This is a genomic window from Streptomyces sp. NPDC093109 (assembly GCF_040701725.1).
Taxonomy (GTDB): domain Bacteria; phylum Actinomycetota; class Actinomycetes; order Streptomycetales; family Streptomycetaceae; genus Streptomyces.
Map to the genome: position 1 here is coordinate 205,876 of NZ_JBFBEZ010000003.1, position 14,689 is coordinate 220,564.

14 protein-coding genes are annotated in these 14,689 nt (G+C 72.4%); 6 read left to right on the top strand and 8 right to left on the bottom strand.

The genetic code is table 11. From position 1 onward, the window contains the following. Nucleotides 1-21: 21 nt before the first annotated feature. The gene (locus AB0389_RS05275) at nt 22-951 is read right to left on the bottom strand and encodes a LysR family transcriptional regulator (RefSeq protein ID WP_366393955.1); all 930 of its coding nucleotides are present in this window, start codon (nt 949-951) and stop codon (nt 22-24) included. A 71-nt stretch (nt 952-1,022) separates the two neighbouring features. Between AB0389_RS05275 and AB0389_RS05280 the strand changes: the two genes are divergently transcribed. Next, nucleotides 1,023-2,147, top strand: coding sequence for a C4-dicarboxylate ABC transporter (locus AB0389_RS05280; RefSeq protein WP_366393956.1), 1,125 nt, complete (start codon nt 1,023-1,025; stop codon nt 2,145-2,147). A 5-nt stretch (nt 2,148-2,152) separates the two neighbouring features. Here AB0389_RS05280 and AB0389_RS05285 read toward each other — a convergent pair whose 3' ends face one another. From AB0389_RS05285 to AB0389_RS05295, 3 genes are all read right to left on the bottom strand, one after another. Next, nucleotides 2,153-2,710, bottom strand: coding sequence for a helix-turn-helix domain-containing protein (locus AB0389_RS05285; protein ID WP_366393957.1), 558 nt, complete (start codon nt 2,708-2,710; stop codon nt 2,153-2,155). A 163-nt stretch (nt 2,711-2,873) separates the two neighbouring features. Next, the gene (locus AB0389_RS05290; protein WP_366393958.1) at nt 2,874-5,525 is read right to left on the bottom strand and encodes an ABC transporter permease/substrate binding protein; all 2,652 of its coding nucleotides are present in this window, start codon (nt 5,523-5,525) and stop codon (nt 2,874-2,876) included. Continuing rightward, nucleotides 5,518-6,654: a glycine betaine/L-proline ABC transporter ATP-binding protein gene (locus AB0389_RS05295; protein ID WP_366393959.1), complete on the bottom strand. Its 1,137-nt coding sequence runs from the start codon at nt 6,652-6,654 to the stop codon at nt 5,518-5,520. Before AB0389_RS05295 ends, AB0389_RS05290 begins: the two co-directional genes overlap by 8 nt. A gap of 295 nt (nt 6,655-6,949) precedes the next feature. Between AB0389_RS05295 and AB0389_RS05300 the strand changes: the two genes are divergently transcribed. The 5 genes from AB0389_RS05300 (at nt 6,950) to AB0389_RS05320 (ending at nt 10,355) form a co-directional block, all read left to right on the top strand. After that, the gene (locus AB0389_RS05300) at nt 6,950-7,855 is read left to right on the top strand and encodes a 5'-3' exonuclease (protein ID WP_366394086.1); all 906 of its coding nucleotides are present in this window, start codon (nt 6,950-6,952) and stop codon (nt 7,853-7,855) included. 49 nt (nt 7,856-7,904) lie between these two features. Continuing rightward, a complete protein-coding gene (locus AB0389_RS05305; RefSeq protein ID WP_366393960.1) occupies nt 7,905-8,744 on the top strand; it encodes a siderophore-interacting protein in 840 nt (279 codons plus the stop codon). A 2-nt stretch (nt 8,745-8,746) separates the two neighbouring features. Further along, nucleotides 8,747-8,917, top strand: coding sequence for a hypothetical protein (locus tag AB0389_RS05310; RefSeq protein WP_366393961.1), 171 nt, complete (start codon nt 8,747-8,749; stop codon nt 8,915-8,917). 101 nt (nt 8,918-9,018) lie between these two features. Next, complete coding sequence (locus AB0389_RS05315; protein ID WP_366393962.1) at nt 9,019-9,603, top strand: sigma-70 family RNA polymerase sigma factor; 585 nt, start codon at nt 9,019-9,021, stop codon at nt 9,601-9,603. Then, complete coding sequence (locus AB0389_RS05320; protein WP_366393963.1) at nt 9,600-10,355, top strand: anti-sigma factor; 756 nt, start codon at nt 9,600-9,602, stop codon at nt 10,353-10,355. Before AB0389_RS05315 ends, AB0389_RS05320 begins: the two co-directional genes overlap by 4 nt. A gap of 60 nt (nt 10,356-10,415) precedes the next feature. Here the strand turns inward: AB0389_RS05320 and AB0389_RS05325 are convergent, their stop codons facing one another. Genes AB0389_RS05325 through AB0389_RS05340 form a run of 4 tightly spaced genes read right to left on the bottom strand, consistent with a single transcriptional unit; the run spans nt 10,416 to nt 14,657 of the window. Further along, nucleotides 10,416-11,231 (bottom strand): DUF1295 domain-containing protein, encoded by an 816-nt coding sequence (locus AB0389_RS05325; protein ID WP_366393964.1) that lies wholly within the window; start codon nt 11,229-11,231, stop codon nt 10,416-10,418. Next, nucleotides 11,228-12,526: a cyclopropane-fatty-acyl-phospholipid synthase family protein gene (locus AB0389_RS05330; RefSeq protein ID WP_366394087.1), complete on the bottom strand. Its 1,299-nt coding sequence runs from the start codon at nt 12,524-12,526 to the stop codon at nt 11,228-11,230. Before AB0389_RS05330 ends, AB0389_RS05325 begins: the two co-directional genes overlap by 4 nt. A 38-nt stretch (nt 12,527-12,564) precedes the next feature. Then, complete coding sequence (locus AB0389_RS05335; RefSeq protein WP_366393965.1) at nt 12,565-13,347, bottom strand: DUF1365 domain-containing protein; 783 nt, start codon at nt 13,345-13,347, stop codon at nt 12,565-12,567. After that, complete coding sequence (locus AB0389_RS05340) at nt 13,344-14,657, bottom strand: FAD-dependent oxidoreductase (RefSeq protein WP_366393966.1); 1,314 nt, start codon at nt 14,655-14,657, stop codon at nt 13,344-13,346. Before AB0389_RS05340 ends, AB0389_RS05335 begins: the two co-directional genes overlap by 4 nt. Nucleotides 14,658-14,689 lie beyond the last annotated feature (32 nt).

Consider the following 14,689-nt stretch of genomic DNA (forward strand, 5'->3'; position numbering starts at 1 on the left):
CCACCGCAGCCCCACGGCCCCCTAGCCGGGAGGCGACACCGTAAGGGACAGCAAGTCGCGCGCCGGCCCCGCCGGCCGGCTCCCCGTCGGCCAGACCGCGCGCAAGTCGCGGCGGAGCCGCATGCCCGCCACCGGCACGCTGACCAGGCGGTGCGCGGCGAGTTCGTCGACCACCGCCAGTTCGCTCAGCACGCACGGACCGGCTCCGCTCACCGCCGCCGCCTTCAGCGCGGTCGTGGAGGCCAGTTCGAGCAGGGGTTCGGCGAGGCCGCCGTACGGGGTGAGCCCTGCGTCCAGTACCTGCCGGGTGCCGGAGCCGGGTTCGCGCAGGATGAGGGGCGTACGGGCCAGCTCCGCCGGGTCGAGAGGGGTGCGGCGGCGGGCCCAGGGGTGGCTTGGCGCGGTGACCACGAGCAGCCGGTCGTGGCCGATGACGGCCGAGTCGAGGCCCTCGGGCGTGGCCAGGCCCTCCACGAAGCCGAGGTCCGCCTCGTGGGCGAGGAGGCGCTCGGCGACCGCGACGGAGTTGCCCGCGTGCAGCGAGACGGCGGTGTCGGGCCGCTCCCGGCGCAGGGCTATCAGCCAGCGCGGCAGCAGGTACTCGGCGATCGTCATGCTGGCGGCGACCCGCAGCCGGGAGTCGCGGCGGCCCCGCAGCGCCTGCGCTCCCGCGTCGAACGCCTCGGCGGCCTCCACGACCCGCCGGGCCCAGTCGGTGACCAGCGTCCCGGCGTCGGTGAGCCGGGATCCGCGCGGCGACCGGTCCACCAGCGCCACCCCGAGCTGCCGTTCCATGGAGCGGATCCGGCTGCTCGCGGCGGGCTGGCTGATGCCGGTCTCGCGGGCGGCCCGGCCGAGGCTGCCGAGCCGGGCGACGGCGAGGAGCAGTTCGAGCGCGCCGAGGTCGGGCACCCGGTGGGAGAGCGGAACGGCGGGCACGGGATCTGTCATAACCCCAGCTTATGACCCCATCGGCAGAAAGGGGCTGGTAGGGGCCCTGCGGCACCCGCAGGGTGGGGGGCATGCTCACGACTCCCGCGCTGCGGCACTTCGGGCCCCACTGGTACGCGCCGGTGATGGGTACGGCCGTCGTCGCGACCGCGGGTGCCGCGCTGGGGTCGGGGCCGCGTCCGGTGTACGTCGCGATGTGGGCGCTGTCGGCGGTGCTGCTCGCGCTCGTCCTGACCGCCCGGGCCGGTCACTGGCGCCACCACCGCGACCAGGCCCGCGCCCATCTCCTCGATCCGGCGGTGGCGCCGTTCTACGGGTGCCTGGCGATGGCGCTGCTCGCCGTCGGCACGGCCACGATCACCGTGGGCCGGGATGCGCTGGGCGAGCGGGCGGCGGTCGCCGTGGACGCGGTGCTCTTCGGCGCGGGGACGCTGCTGGGGCTCGTGGTGGCGGTGACGGTCCCGTATCTGATGGCCGTACGCCACCGGCCGGCGGTGGCGGACGTGTCGCCGGTCTGGCTGCTGCCGCTGGTGGCGCCCATGGTCTCCGCGGCGGCGGCGCCGCTCCTGGTGCCGTATCTGCCGGCCGGCCAGTGGCGGGCGGCGCTGCTGTTCGGCGGGTACGGGATGTTCGGGCTGAGTCTGTTCGCCACGCTGGCGCTGCTGCCGCTGATCCTGGCCCGGCTGCTGCTGCACGGTCCGCCGCCGCTCGCGCTGACTCCGGCGCTCTTTCTGGTGCTCGGCCCGCTGGGGCAGTCGGCGACGGCGCTCCATCAACTGGCGGGCGCCGCCGTGGGCGCGCCGTACGCGGATGCGCTCGCCGCGCTCGCCGTGGCGTACGGGGTGCCGGTGCTGGGGTTCGCGCTGTTCTGGCTGGCGCTGGCGGCGGCGCTGGTGGTCGGGGCCGTCCGGCGCGGGATGCGGTTCTCGATGACGTGGTGGGCGTTCACGTTCCCGGTGGGTACGTGTGTGACGGGCGCGGCGGGGCTGGGGCGGCGGACGGGGCTGGTGGCGCTGGAGTGGCTGGCGGTGGCGCTCTTCGCGGTGCTGGTGGCGACCTGGGCGGTGGCGGCGTGGGGCACCCTGCGCGGGCTGCTCCACGGCGCGCTCCCGGCGGCGACCGGAGGCGGGGCGGAAGCCGGGGCCGGGGCCGGGGTCAAGGCGCCGCCCCGGCCGGCCTCGGCCCGTACCGCCTGAGGGACCTACTGGCGGCGGGGGTCGACCGTCGCGTCGATGTGTTCGGCGACGGCGACGACCAGGATGCGGGTGCCCGGCTCGGTGGCGCGCCAGCGGTGCCGTACCCCGCCGGAGAGGTAGAGCGTGTCGCCGCGCTCCAGCCGGTACGCGCGGCCCTCGGCCTCGACCTCGGCGGCGCCGTCGGCGATGTACATGATCTCGTCGTTGCGGTGCTGGTACTCCCGGCCGGTGTCCTGCTCGCCGGTGAACTCCTTGGCGTGGAGCTGGTGCCCGCCGCGTACCACCCGGCGCACTCCCGGTCCCGCGGGGGCGTCCTGGGCCCGTACGACATCGACCGTACGCGCCGAGTCGGCGGCGGCGTGCAGCTGGGCGGGGGTCGTCTCCAGGGCGTCCGCGACCCGCTCCAGGGACCGGGTGCTCGGCCTGGCGCGTTCGTTCTCGATCTGGCTGAGGAAGGGCACGGAAAGGCCGCTGCGGGCGGCGACCACCGCCAGCGTCATCCCCAGGGACCTGCGCCGCCTGCGGACGGCCGCGCCCACCCTGAGCGCTTCCTTGTCGTCCATGACTGGCTCCCTCCCGACCGGATCGTCATCCTCTCAGAGTTGACGCCCGCACAAGAGCTGTCCTCCATGATGCGCGCGGCCACGGCGGAAGGGAAACACGCCGAAGGGGCGGGCTTCGCCAGCTCGGGCGAGGCCCGCCCCCGGGATCGGGCGGAAGCTCCCTTTACAGCGGGGCCATCGTGTCCACCATGCCGGGGTTCTCCCCCATCCAGGTCTTGACGGCGGCTTCCTCGTGCCCGGCGCCGGCCTTCTGGATCGCGTTCTCCAGGCTGCCGAGCTGCTGCTCGGTGAGCTTGAAGTCCTTGAACCACTCGGTCAGCCGCGGGTAGTTCGCCGGGAAGTCCTTGTGCGCGACCGTGGTGAGCCGGTCCCCGTCGCCGAAGGCCTTCCGCGGGTCCTCCAGCTTGGTCAGCTCGTACTCGCTGTAGGCCCAGTGCGGGGTCCAGAGCGCGACCGCGATCGGCTCCTTCTTGGCGTACGCGCGCTTCAGCTCGGCGAGCATGGCCGGTGTGGAGCTGTCCACGATCTTGAACTCGCCGCCGAGTCCGTAGCCGGGCAGGATGTCCTCCTTGAGGACGTCCATCATCGCGGCGCCGGGCTCGATCCCGACGATCCGGCCGTTGAACTCGTCGCCGCGCCCCTTGAGGTCGGCGAGCGACTTCACCCCTTTGACGTACGAGGGGACGGCCACCTCACGGGTGGTCGGCCCGTACCAGGAGCCGAGCTGCGTCAGGTCGTTCTTGTACTTGTCCCAGTAGGCCTTCTGGGCGTTGGGCAGCCAGCCGTCGAACTGGACATCGACCTGGCCGCGTGCCATCGCGGTGTACATCGGGCCGAGTTCGAACTGCTTGAGGTTGACCTTGTAGCCGCGCTCCTCCAGGACGGCCTTCCACAGATAGGTGGCGGCGATGTCCTCCTCCCAGGGGAACCAGCCGATCTCCACCGCGCGCTGCCGCTCGTCCTTGCCGCCGGCGGCCGTGCCGGACGACGCGGACTTGGCGGAGGCGCCGTCACCGACCGGGGTCCACCGGTCGGCGACGCCGGGGTTCTCCTTGAGCCAGGCGCGCACGGCGCTCTGCTCCTCGCCCTTCCCGGCCGCCTGGATGCCGGCTTCGAGGCTGGTGAGCTGCTTCTCGGTCATCTTGAAGTTCTTGATCCACTCGGCGACCCGGGGGTTGTCCTTGGTGAAGCCCTTGCGCGCCAGGGTGTGGACGCCGTCGCTCTCCGCGCCGAACGCCTTCTTCGGGTCGGCGAGCTTGGTCAGGTCGTACGTGTCGTACGCCCAGTGCGGCGACCAGAGCACGACCGCGACGGGCTCCTTCTTGGCGTACGCGCGCTTCAGCTCGGCGAGCATGCCGGTGGTGGAGCCGTCGACGAGCTTGTACTCGCTGTCGAGGCCGTACGCCTTGAGGACCTTGTCCTTGAGGAGGCCCATCTCGCCGGCGCTGGGCTCGATGCCGATGATGCGGCCCTTGAAGGTGGAGCTCTTGCCCTTGAGGTCGGCGAGGGAGGTGATGCCCTTCACGTACGAAGGGACGGCGATCTCCAGGGAGGTCTCGTCGTACCAGGACCCCATGTCCTCCAGGTCGTCCTTGTACTTGGCCCAGTAGGAGGCGTGCGTGACCGGCAGCCAGGAGTCGGTCTGGAGGTCGATCTGCCCGCCGGCCTGGCCGGTGTAGAGCGCGCCTGCCTCGTACTGCTTGGCGTCGACCTCGTACCCGCGCCGCTCCAGCAACTCCTTCCAGAGGAAGGTGGAGGCGATGCCCTCGTCCCAGGGGATGTACCCCATGCTGATCTTCTGGCCCTTGCCGACGTTGTCGGCGTCGGCGGTGGTGTCCGAGGAGGAGGAGCCGCCGAAGAGGCCGATGCCGCCCGCGACGAGCGCGAGGACGAGCACCCCGGCGAGCGCGACGACGGGCTGCGGACGGTGGTTCCAGAGCTTCGCGCCGCCCGCCAGTTCCCGGGCCTTGGCCAGGGCGCGGCGGCCGACCGGGGAGACCTGGAGGCTGAGCGCGCCGGTGACACGGTCCAGGTACACGGCCAGGATGACGACGGAGAGTCCCGCCTCGAAGCCGAGGCCGATGTCGATGTTGCCCAGCGCGCGGTAGACGGCGCCGCCGAGGCCGCCGCCGCCGACCATGCCGGCGATGACCACCATGGACAGGCCCAGCATGATGACCTGGTTGATCCCGGCCATGATCGTCTGGAGGGCCAGCGGCAGCTGGACGCGGAGCAGGGTGTTGCGGGGTGTGGTGCCGAACGCCTCCGCGGCCTCGACCAGTTCGCCGTCGACCTGCCGGATGCCAAGCTCGGTCATCCGGACACCGGGCGGCAGGGCGAAGATGATCGTGGCGATGATGCCGGGCACCACGCCGACGCCGAAGAAGACGACGCCGGGGATCAGATAGACCATGGCGGGCATGGTCTGCATCAGGTCGAGCACCGGCCTGATCACGGAGCTGACGGTCTTGGAGCGCGCCGCCCAGATGCCCAAGGGCAGCGCGACGGCCAGCACGATGATCGTCGCGACGAGCACCAGCGAGAGCGTCTCCATCGCCTCGTCCCACAGCTCGACGGAGTCGATGAGGGCGAAGCCGACGAAGGCGAGCGCGCCGGCGGACAGGCTCCGCAGCCACCAGGCGAGTACGGCGAGGATGCCCGCGAGGAGCAGCGGCTGCGGGGCGGAGAGCACGGCGTTGATGCCGTCGTACATGCCGGAGACGATCGAGCCGACGGCGTCGAAGAGCCAGGAGAGATGGTTCTGGAGGAAGTCGACGACGTTGTTGACCCAGTCGCCGAGGGGGAGCCTAGGCACGAGCGACCGCCTTGTCCTGCTTGCCCTGCGCGGCCGGCGCGGCGGCCGGGGCGTCGGCGGGTTTCATCGGTTCGCCGAGGACGGCGAGGAGCCGGGCGCGCGGGACGACGCCGAGGAGTCCGCCCTCGTCGTCGACGACGGCGACCGCGACCCCGCTGGTGGAGCAGGGCGTGAAGAGGTCGATGATCGGCGTGGACTCGGGTACGGCGGCGGGCGCGGCGTCGATGACGTCCTGGGCGGTACGGAGTTCCTTGCCGCCCTCCGTACGGGTGCCGATGACGGTGTCGGGGTCGGCCATGATCGCGCCGGCGGTGAGCACCCGGGAGCGGTCGACGTCCTGGGTGAAGGAGGCGACGTAGTCGTTGGCCGGGGTGACGAGGATGTCCTCGGCGGTGCCCAGCTGGACGATCGCGCCGTCGCGCATGACCGCGATCCGGTCGCCGAGGCGCATGGCCTCGTTGAGGTCGTGGGTGATGAACACGATGGTCTTCTTGAGCCGCTTCTGGAGCTGGAGCAGCTGGTCCTGCATGTCGCGGCGGATCAGCGGGTCGAGCGCGCTGAAGGACTCGTCCATCAGCAGCAGGTCGGCGTCGGTGGCGAGCGCGCGGGCGAGCCCGACGCGCTGCTGCATGCCGCCGGACAGCTCGTCCGGCCAGGATGCCTCCCAGCCGCCCAGGCCGGTGAGCTCCAGGGCCTCGGCGGCGCGCCGGTCGCGCTCCTCGCGGGGCACTCCCTGTACTTCGAGTCCGTATCCGGCGTTCTCCAGCACACTGCGGTGCGGGAAGAGCGCGAAGTGCTGGAAGACCATGCTGATCTTGGTGGAACGGACATGGCGCAGGTCCTGCGGGCTCAGGGCCGTGAGGTCCTGGCCGTCGAAGAGGACCTGGCCGGCGGTCGGCTCCAGCAGTCCGTTGAGCATGCGCAGCAACGTGGACTTGCCGGACCCGGAGAGGCCCATCACCACGAAGATCTGGCCGGGCTCGACCGTGAACGAGGCGTCGATCACCGCGGCGGTCGTACCGTCGGCGCGCAGCTCGTCACGGTTGGTGCCGTTCTTGAGCTTCGTCACTGCTTCGTCGGGTCGTCTGCCGAATACCTTGTACAGGTGTTCGGCTTGCAGCCTGGACACATACACCTCACGCGTTGAACGGATACGGCCCGCAACCCCCGCGGGCGGGCCGTGGGGTGGACGGATTCGGCCCGCTGACCGGCGGCATGCTCGAAACGCAACCGGGTTCACCCCGAGGCCGCGCCTGCCCCCGCTTACCCGGACCAAACAATTGAGTGACCTGGATCACGGGCTTGCGCGGTCAAATGGCTCAGAAGTGCCTTTCCGCCACGGACCGGTGACTGTGCGTGACGATGGCGGCGGTCGGCGGCTGTCAGTGGCACGGGGCATCATCGGGGGTGTGACGCCACGCCTGATGCTCCTCGACAGCGCTTCCCTCTACTACCGGGCCTACTTCGGGGTCCCCGACTCCGTCAGGGCCCCGGACGGCACCCCGGTCAACGCGGTGCGCGGTCTGCTCGACTTCATCGCCCGACTGGTCCAGGACCACCGCCCCGACGAGCTGGTCGCCTGCATGGACGCCGACTGGCGCCCGGCCTGGCGGGTGGAGCTGATCCCCTCGTACAAGGCCCATCGCGTGGCGCTGGAGCACGCGGAGGGGCCGGACGAGGAGGAGACCCCGGACACCCTGGCGCCGCAGGTCCCGGTCATCGAGGCCGTGCTCGACGCGCTGGGCATCGCCCGGATCGGCGTCGCGGGGTACGAGGCGGACGATGTGATCGGCACGCTCGCCGGGCGCGCGAAGGGCCCGGTGGACATCGTCACCGGCGACCGCGACCTCTACCAGCTGATCGACGACGCCCGGGGGGTGCGCGTGCTGTACCCGCTCAAGGGTGTCGGCACGCTCCAGATCACGGACGAGGCGGTGCTGCGCGAGAAGTACGCGGTCGACGGCGCCGGTTACGTCGATCTGGCCCTGCTCCGCGGCGACCCGAGCGACGGCCTGCCGGGCGTGCCGGGCGTCGGCGAGAAGACCGCGGCCAAGCTGCTCGACGCCCATGGCGATCTGGCCGGGATCATGGCGGCGGTGGACGATCCGCGCTCCAAGCTGACCCCGGCGCTGCGGGGGCGGCTCGACGGCGCCCGGGAGTATCTGGCGGTCGCCCCCACGGTGGTCCGGGTGGCCACGGACGTACCGCTGCCGGAGTTCGATCCCGTCCTGCCCGCCGCGCCGCGCGACCCGGCCATGGTCGACGCGCTCGCCACCCGCTGGGGGCTGGGCGGCGCCGTCCGTCGTTTGCTCGCCGTCCTCCAGCACTGAGTGTTAACTTAGGCATACCTAAGCTCTATGCCAGTCAAGGGAGACCGCCATGGCGGAACAGCCGGCCCGCACGTCACCGACCGTCCACGAGGGGCAGGTCCTGCGCACCGAGTGGATCACCCCGCACATGGTCCGCGTCGTCCTGGGCGGCGCCGGGCTGGCCAGTGTCGACGCCGGTGAGTTCAGCGACCCCTACGTGAAGGTCCTCTTCAACGCCGAGGGCGTGACCTACCCGGAGCCGTTCGACATCGACCGGATCCGCGCCGAGTTCCCGCGCGAGCAGTGGCCCGCCAACCGCACGTACACGGTGCGCGGCTGGGACCCGGCCGCGCTGGAGCTGGCCATCGACTTCGTGGTGCACGGTGACGAGGGACTGGCGGGCCCCTGGGCGGCGCGCGCCCAGGTGGGCGAGACGGTGCGGCTCCTGGGCCCCGGCGGAGGCTACGTACCGGACCCGGCGGCCGACTGGCATCTGCTCGTCGGTGACGAGAGCGCGCTGCCGGCCATCGCCTCCTCGCTGGAGCGGATGCCGGCCGGCGCCGTCGTCCACGCCTTCGTGGAGATCTCGGGCCCCGACGAGGAGCAGAAGATCGCCGCGCCGGACGGCGCCGACGTCACCTGGCTGCACCGCGGGGACCGCCCGGTGGGCGAGGCGCTGGTCGCCGCCGTCCGCGCCCTGGACTTCCCCGCCGGGGACGTCCAGGCGTTCGTCCACGGCGAGGCCGGTTTCGTGAAGGAGCTCCGCCGCCATCTGCGCCTGGAACGCGAGGTGCCGCGCGAGCGGCTGTCGATCTCGGGCTACTGGCGGCTCGGCCAGAACGACGAGTCGTGGCGGGCCGTCAAGCGCGAGTGGAACGAGCAGGTCGAACGGGAGCAGGAGACCCGCTGACCATGAAGCTGTCCGATGTGACCATGCTCGTCGGCGTTCTGGCAGCGGGCGGGGCGGTCGCCCTGCTGCTCGGAGGCGGTTTGCCGAGTCAGGCCGTGCTCGTGTCGGCCGCCGGTGGCGGCGGCGCGTACGTGGGCACCAGAATCAAGAACCGGAAGAACCGCGCGGAGTAGACCTGGGCCGGGCCGACCGGCCGCAGACCGCGGTGACCAATCCCCCGGAGCGTCCGCTCCGAATCCCCGGTGACGTATGTCAGAACCGTGGAGGAAGCCGCGTGAAAGAAGCCGTACAGATCGGCGGCCCCGCTTCGGCGGGACCCGACCTACAGGAATTGCTGGTCCACGTGGCCAGGGGCGACCAGGACGCCTTCTCCCGCGTGTACGACCAGGTCTGCGGCCCCGTCCTGGGCCTGGTGCGTTCCGTCCTGCGCGACCCGGCCCAGTCGGAGGAGGTCGCGCAGGAGGTGCTCCTGGAGGTCTGGCGTACCGCGACCCGCTTCCAGCCCAGCCGCGGCAGCGCCATGACATGGGTGCTGACACTCGCCCACCGGCGGGCTGTGGACCGGGTCCGCTCGGCCCAGGCGTCCAGCGACCGGGAGCACCGGGCCGCGCTGCTGGACCGTACACCGGCCTACGACGAGGTCACCGAGCAGGTCGAGGCCAGTCTCGAACGCGAGCAGGTGCGCCGCTGCCTGCGCACCCTCACCGAACTCCAGCGCCAGTCCGTGAATCTGGCGTACTACCAGGGACTCGCCTACCGGGAAGTGGCGGAGCTGCTGTCGGTCCCGCTGGGTACGGTCAAAACACGCCTGCGCGACGGACTGATCCGGCTGCGCGACTGCTTGGGGGTGACCGGATGACCACCGCCGATCTGCACACGCTGACCGGTGCGTACGCGCTGCACGCGCTGGCGCCGCGCGAGCGTGCCGAGTTCGAACACCATCTGGACGTGTGCGAGGCCTGCGCCCAGGAGGTACGGGAGCTGGCCGCCACGGCCGCGCGACTCGGCCGCGCCGTGGCCGTGACGCCACCGCCCGAATTCAAGGAGCAGGTGCTCCGCCGGATCGCCACCGAACGGCAGGTCCCGCCGAAGGTGGCGCCGCAGCCGCGTACCGGCGGCGGCGCGGCACGCGGGCGCGCGCTCTCCCGCTTCGCGCTCGCCGCCTGCCTGGCCGGCGCCGTCGGCTTCGGCGGCATCGCGGTGTGGCAGCACCAGGAGGCGCGTGACGCGCGCGCGCACGTCCGGGCGGAGCAGCGGCGGTCCGTGGAGCTGGCCAAGGTGCTGGCCGCACCGGACGCCAAGGCCGTCGCCGGAAAGCTGACGGACGGCGCGACCGGCACCGTCGTGGTCTCCCGGAGCCGGGACAGGGCCGCGTTCATCGCGACCGGAATGCCGAAACCGCCCCGCGGCAAGGTCTACGAGCTCTGGTACAACGACGGCGGCACGATGCGCGCCGCCGGACTGCTGGACCCGGACTCGGGGTCCGCCTCGATATTGATGGACGGCTCGCTCAAGAACGCGTCCGGCATGGGCATCACGGTGGAGCCGGCCGGCGGGTCCGAGCAGCCGACCTCCGAGCCGCTGGCCCTGATGGACTTCCCCGTAGCCTGAAAAGACCGCCTGAAAAGGGGAAGTCCCATCCGGGAGGACGGGACTTCCCCCACTTCCTGCTCAGCGCGTGCGCCTCGGCGGCAGCGGGAAGAAACCGCTGGTCCGCTCGGTGTACGCGGCGAAGCCCGGCCGGTCCGCCATGTGCCGCTCCAGCAGCCGCTTCCCGCTCCCGCCGATCAGCAGGAAGCTCATCACCAGGGGTGCGACGACGGTCGCGGCGGCCACCGACCGGTCTCCGCCGTCGCAGACGATCAGGAACAGCCCCCACCAGACGCAGAAGTCACCGAAGTAGTTGGGGTGGCGGGTCCAGGCCCACAGCCCCCGGTCCATCACCCGTCCCCGGTTCGCGGGATCCGCCGTGAACCGGGCCAGCTGCCCGTCCCCGACCGCCTCGAAGAAGAGACCGACCGCCCAGAGCGCACAGCCCGCGTACGCCACGGGCCCGAGCGGGCCCGGCAGATACATCGCCGCCTGGACGGGCAGGGAGACCAGCACCACCAGGGCGCCCTGGAGCAGATAGACCTTGCGCAGGGCGTAGCGGGCGGGACTGCCGGGCGCCTTGGCCAGCATCGCCGCGTACCGCGCGTCCTCGCCGTGTCCACGCCCGCGCAGCGCGATGTGGCCGGCCAGCCGCAGCCCCCACACCGTGGTCAGTACGGTCACCAGCAGCCGCCGCGCGTCGTCGCCCGTCTCTCCGCCCGAGACCGCGTACGAGACGAGGGCGACCGCGGCGAAGGCGAGGCCCCAGGCGATGTCGACGATCCGGTGCAGCCCCTTGACGAGCGCGATCGCGAACGTGGTCAGCATGACCGCGAACGCGGCAGCGGCGGCAGCGCCGGCCCCCAGGCCGAACGCCGCCCATGGACAGCCGCTCACCGGGCGTCCTTCCCAGCCGCGGGCCGGGCGAGCACCAGTTGCTGTACGTCGAGATAGCCGGAGCGGAAACCCGCTTCCGAGTAGGCCAGATAGAAGGTCCACAGGCGGCGGAAGACCTCGTCGAAGCCGAGCGCGCCGACCTCGTCGGCCCGCTCGGTGAAGCACTCGCGCCACAGCCGCAGTGTCTCGGCGTAGTGAGGTCCGTACCCGTCGCGGTCGGCGACGCGCAGCGTGGTGTGCTCCGCGGTGAGCTGCTCGATCACCTCGACGGACGGCAGGAATCCGCCGGGGAAGACGTACTTCTGGATCCAGGTGTGGGTGTCGCGGGAGGCGAGCATCCGGTCGTGCGGCATGGTGATCGCCTGGAGGGCGACTCGGCCGCCGGGCGCCAGCAGCCGGTCCAGCGTGGTGAAGTACTCGGGCCAGAACTCGGCGCCGACGGCCTCGATCATCTCGACGCTGACAACGGCGTCGAAGACGCCCGTCACCCGCCGGTAGTCGCACAGCTCGACGCTGACGCGGTCCGCGAAGCCCGCCGCGGCGATCCGCTCGCGCGCCAGGTCGCGCTGCTCGTGGGAGAGGGTGACCGTACGGACGCGGGCGCCGCGCGCCGCGGCGCGGAGGGCCAGTTCTCCCCAGCCGGTGCCGATCTCCAGCAGCTCGGTGCCGGGGCCGACGTCCGCCAGGTCAAGCAGCCGGTCGATCTTGCGGTGCTGGGCGGCGGCGAGCAGCGACCGGTCGGCGGGGAAACCGCGGAAGAGACCCGAGGAGTACGAGAGGGTCTTGTCGAGGAAGAGCGCGAACAGCTCGTTGGAGAGGTCGTAGTGGCGGCTGATGTTGTCCCGCGAGCCCTCGGGGGTGTTGCGCTGCGCGGCGGGCTGCTTCGGCGCCCAGAGCGCGCGCAGCCGCTGGAGCGGCTCGGGGATCAGGGTCGCGGCCCGTTCGGCGAGCACGGTCAGTACGCCGACGAGGTCGCGGGCCTCCCACTCGCCTGCCATGTAGGACTCACCGAAGCCGATGAGCCCGTCCGTGCCGATCCGGCGGAAGAACGCCTTCGGGTCGCGCACTTCGAGCAGCGGGCCGCCACGCCCGAGGACCTCACCGGCGCCGCGGGCTTCGTCGCCGTGGCAGAGCCGTACGCGCAGGGGCAGCCGCCCCAGCGCCTGCCGTACGACCCGTTCGGCGACGGCGGTCCGGAGCCAGGAGGCGGCGGGCTGCCGGGCCACGTCGGGCCAGAGCGTCGCGTCGACGACGACGGAGCAGGTGGTGGTGGCGGCGGTGGCGGTGGCGGGCAACGGGTTGGCGGACACCGGGGACAGCGGCGGGAACAGGCTCACTTCACACCCTCCTGGGGGCTGTGGTGGGGACGGGGACGCACGGGCAGCCGGCGCAGGAAGAGCCGGATCCCGTGCAGTCGGATGCCGGCGGAGACAACGGCGGTGGACCAGGGGTGGCGCAGGGCCGTGCGCAGCAGGTTCCGGGCGGTGGCGGGGCGGCGTTCGCCCCGTACGGTCGCGGTGAACGGACCGCCCCGCGGCCGGTCAAGACGGACCGTCAGATCGAGGCGCGCGCCCGGTTCCGGCAGCCGCATGGTGTACGCGCCGTCGACCGGGAAGAACGGCGAGACGTAGAACTCCTTGTCCACCGTGGTCGGTCCGGTGCCGTCGCCGCCGGGCCGCAGCAGATAGCAGTGCCGCTCGCCGTAGGTGTTGTGGACCTCGGCGACCACGCACAGCGGCGTGCCGTCGGGTCCGTGGCACCAGTACAGCGTCAGCGGGTTGAAGACATGTCCGAACACCCGGGCGTGCGCGAGCATCGTGACCCGGCCGCCCGTCGGATCGATCCCGTGGGTGGCGAGGAACGCGTCGAGCCCGGCACGGATGGTCGGGCGCGTACCGCCGAAGTGGTCGCGGGCGTCGAAGCGGGCGAGCGGGCGCAGCGGCGGGGGCAGCCGGGGCGGCCGGTCGGGGTCGATCAGCCACATGTAGGTGCGGTGGCGCAGGGTGTAGCGGGTGGGCGTGGTCCTGACGTGGCCGATCAGGCAGGTGTAGAGCGCCGGAACGGTGGCCGTGCGGTGCGCCGGGCCGGTCGCGGTGCCGGTCGCCGGGCCGGTCACCACGTCACCCCCAGCGCCGCCGCCGCGTCGACGCCCGAGCGGCAGCCGTCCTCGTGGAATCCCCAGCCGTGGTACGCCCCCGCGTAGGCGGTGACGGGTCCGGCGAGCGTGGGCAGCAGCCGCTGGGCGGCGACGGACTCGGGGGTGTAGACGGGGTGTTCGTAGACCATGCGGGCGAGGACCCGGTCCTGGTCCACGCGGTCGGCGCCGTTGAGGGTGACGACATAGGTCTCGGGGGCGTCGAGGCGCTGGAGCCGGTTCATGTCGTAGCTGACGCGGACTCCGCCGGAGCCGGCGTCGCACGACGGCATGGCGAAGTTCCAGGAGGCGCGGGCGCGCCGGGCGCGCGGCAGCACGCCGGTGTCGGTGTGGAGCTGGGTGGGGTTGCGGGAGTAGCGGAACGCGCCGAGGACGCGCCGCTCGTCGTCCGTGGGGTCGGCGAGCAGCCGTAGCGCCTGGTCGGGGTGGACGGCGATGACCACGGAGTCGTAGTGCGCGACGGCGCCGTCCTCGGTGCCGATCTCGACCCCGCCGGAGTGGCGCCGGACGGACCGTACGGGAGTGGCGGTACGGACGGCGTCCACATGCTTGGCCACGCGCTCGACGTAAGCGCGCGAGCCGCCGGTGACGGTCCGCCAGACCGGCGATCCCTTGACCGAGAGCAGTCCGTGATGGGCCATGAAGCGGAAGAGATAGCGGGCGGGGTAGCGCATCGCCGTCCCGGCGTCGCAGGACCAGACCGCCGAGACGACCGGTGCCATGAAGTGCGAGACGAAGTACGGGGAGAAGCCGCCCGCGGCGAGGAACTCCCCCAGCGTCGGCCCGGATCCGCCACGCCCGGCCTCCCCGCCCTCCCCGCCGTCCCCACTCTCCGCCTCCGCCTCCGCCAGTAGCGCGCGGGCCCGCCGGTGGAAGACCGGCACCTCGGTGAGCAGCCGCAGATAGCGGGGGCTGAGCGCGTTGCGCGGCCGGGCGAAGAGACCGCCGAGGCCGCGCGCGCCCGCGTATTCGAGGCCGCAGCCGTCGCACCGTACGGACATGCTCATCTCCGACTCCTGGGTGGCGACGCCCAGTTCCCCGAAGAGCCGCAGCAGATGCGGATAGGTCCGGCCGTTGTGCACGATGAAGCCGGAGTCGACGTGGTGCACCCGGCCGTCGGCCGAGGGCACGTCGTGGGTGTGCGCGTGACCGCCGAGCCGTTCACCGGCCTCGTACAGCGTCACCCCGTGCGCCCGCCCGAGCACATACGCGGCGGTCAGACCCGCCACTCCCCCGCCCACCACTGCCGTACGCGGACGTTCGCCGCTCATGACCGCTCCCTCGCGTCCAGTCCCGGGGGCGT

Coding starts and splice junctions, on each gene's coding strand:
- AB0389_RS05320 (WP_366393963.1), top strand. CDS start 9,600: ATGACCACCGCCGATCTGCACACGCTGACCGGTGCGTACGCGCTGCAC.
- AB0389_RS05280 (WP_366393956.1), top strand. CDS start 1,023: ATGCTCACGACTCCCGCGCTGCGGCACTTCGGGCCCCACTGGTACGCG.
- AB0389_RS05275 (WP_366393955.1), bottom strand. CDS start 951: ATGACAGATCCCGTGCCCGCCGTTCCGCTCTCCCACCGGGTGCCCGAC.
- AB0389_RS05310 (WP_366393961.1), top strand. CDS start 8,747: ATGAAGCTGTCCGATGTGACCATGCTCGTCGGCGTTCTGGCAGCGGGC.
- AB0389_RS05300 (WP_366394086.1), top strand. CDS start 6,950: ATGCTCCTCGACAGCGCTTCCCTCTACTACCGGGCCTACTTCGGGGTC.
- AB0389_RS05285 (WP_366393957.1), bottom strand. CDS start 2,710: ATGGACGACAAGGAAGCGCTCAGGGTGGGCGCGGCCGTCCGCAGGCGG.
- AB0389_RS05305 (WP_366393960.1), top strand. CDS start 7,905: ATGGCGGAACAGCCGGCCCGCACGTCACCGACCGTCCACGAGGGGCAG.
- AB0389_RS05340 (WP_366393966.1), bottom strand. CDS start 14,657: ATGAGCGGCGAACGTCCGCGTACGGCAGTGGTGGGCGGGGGAGTGGCG.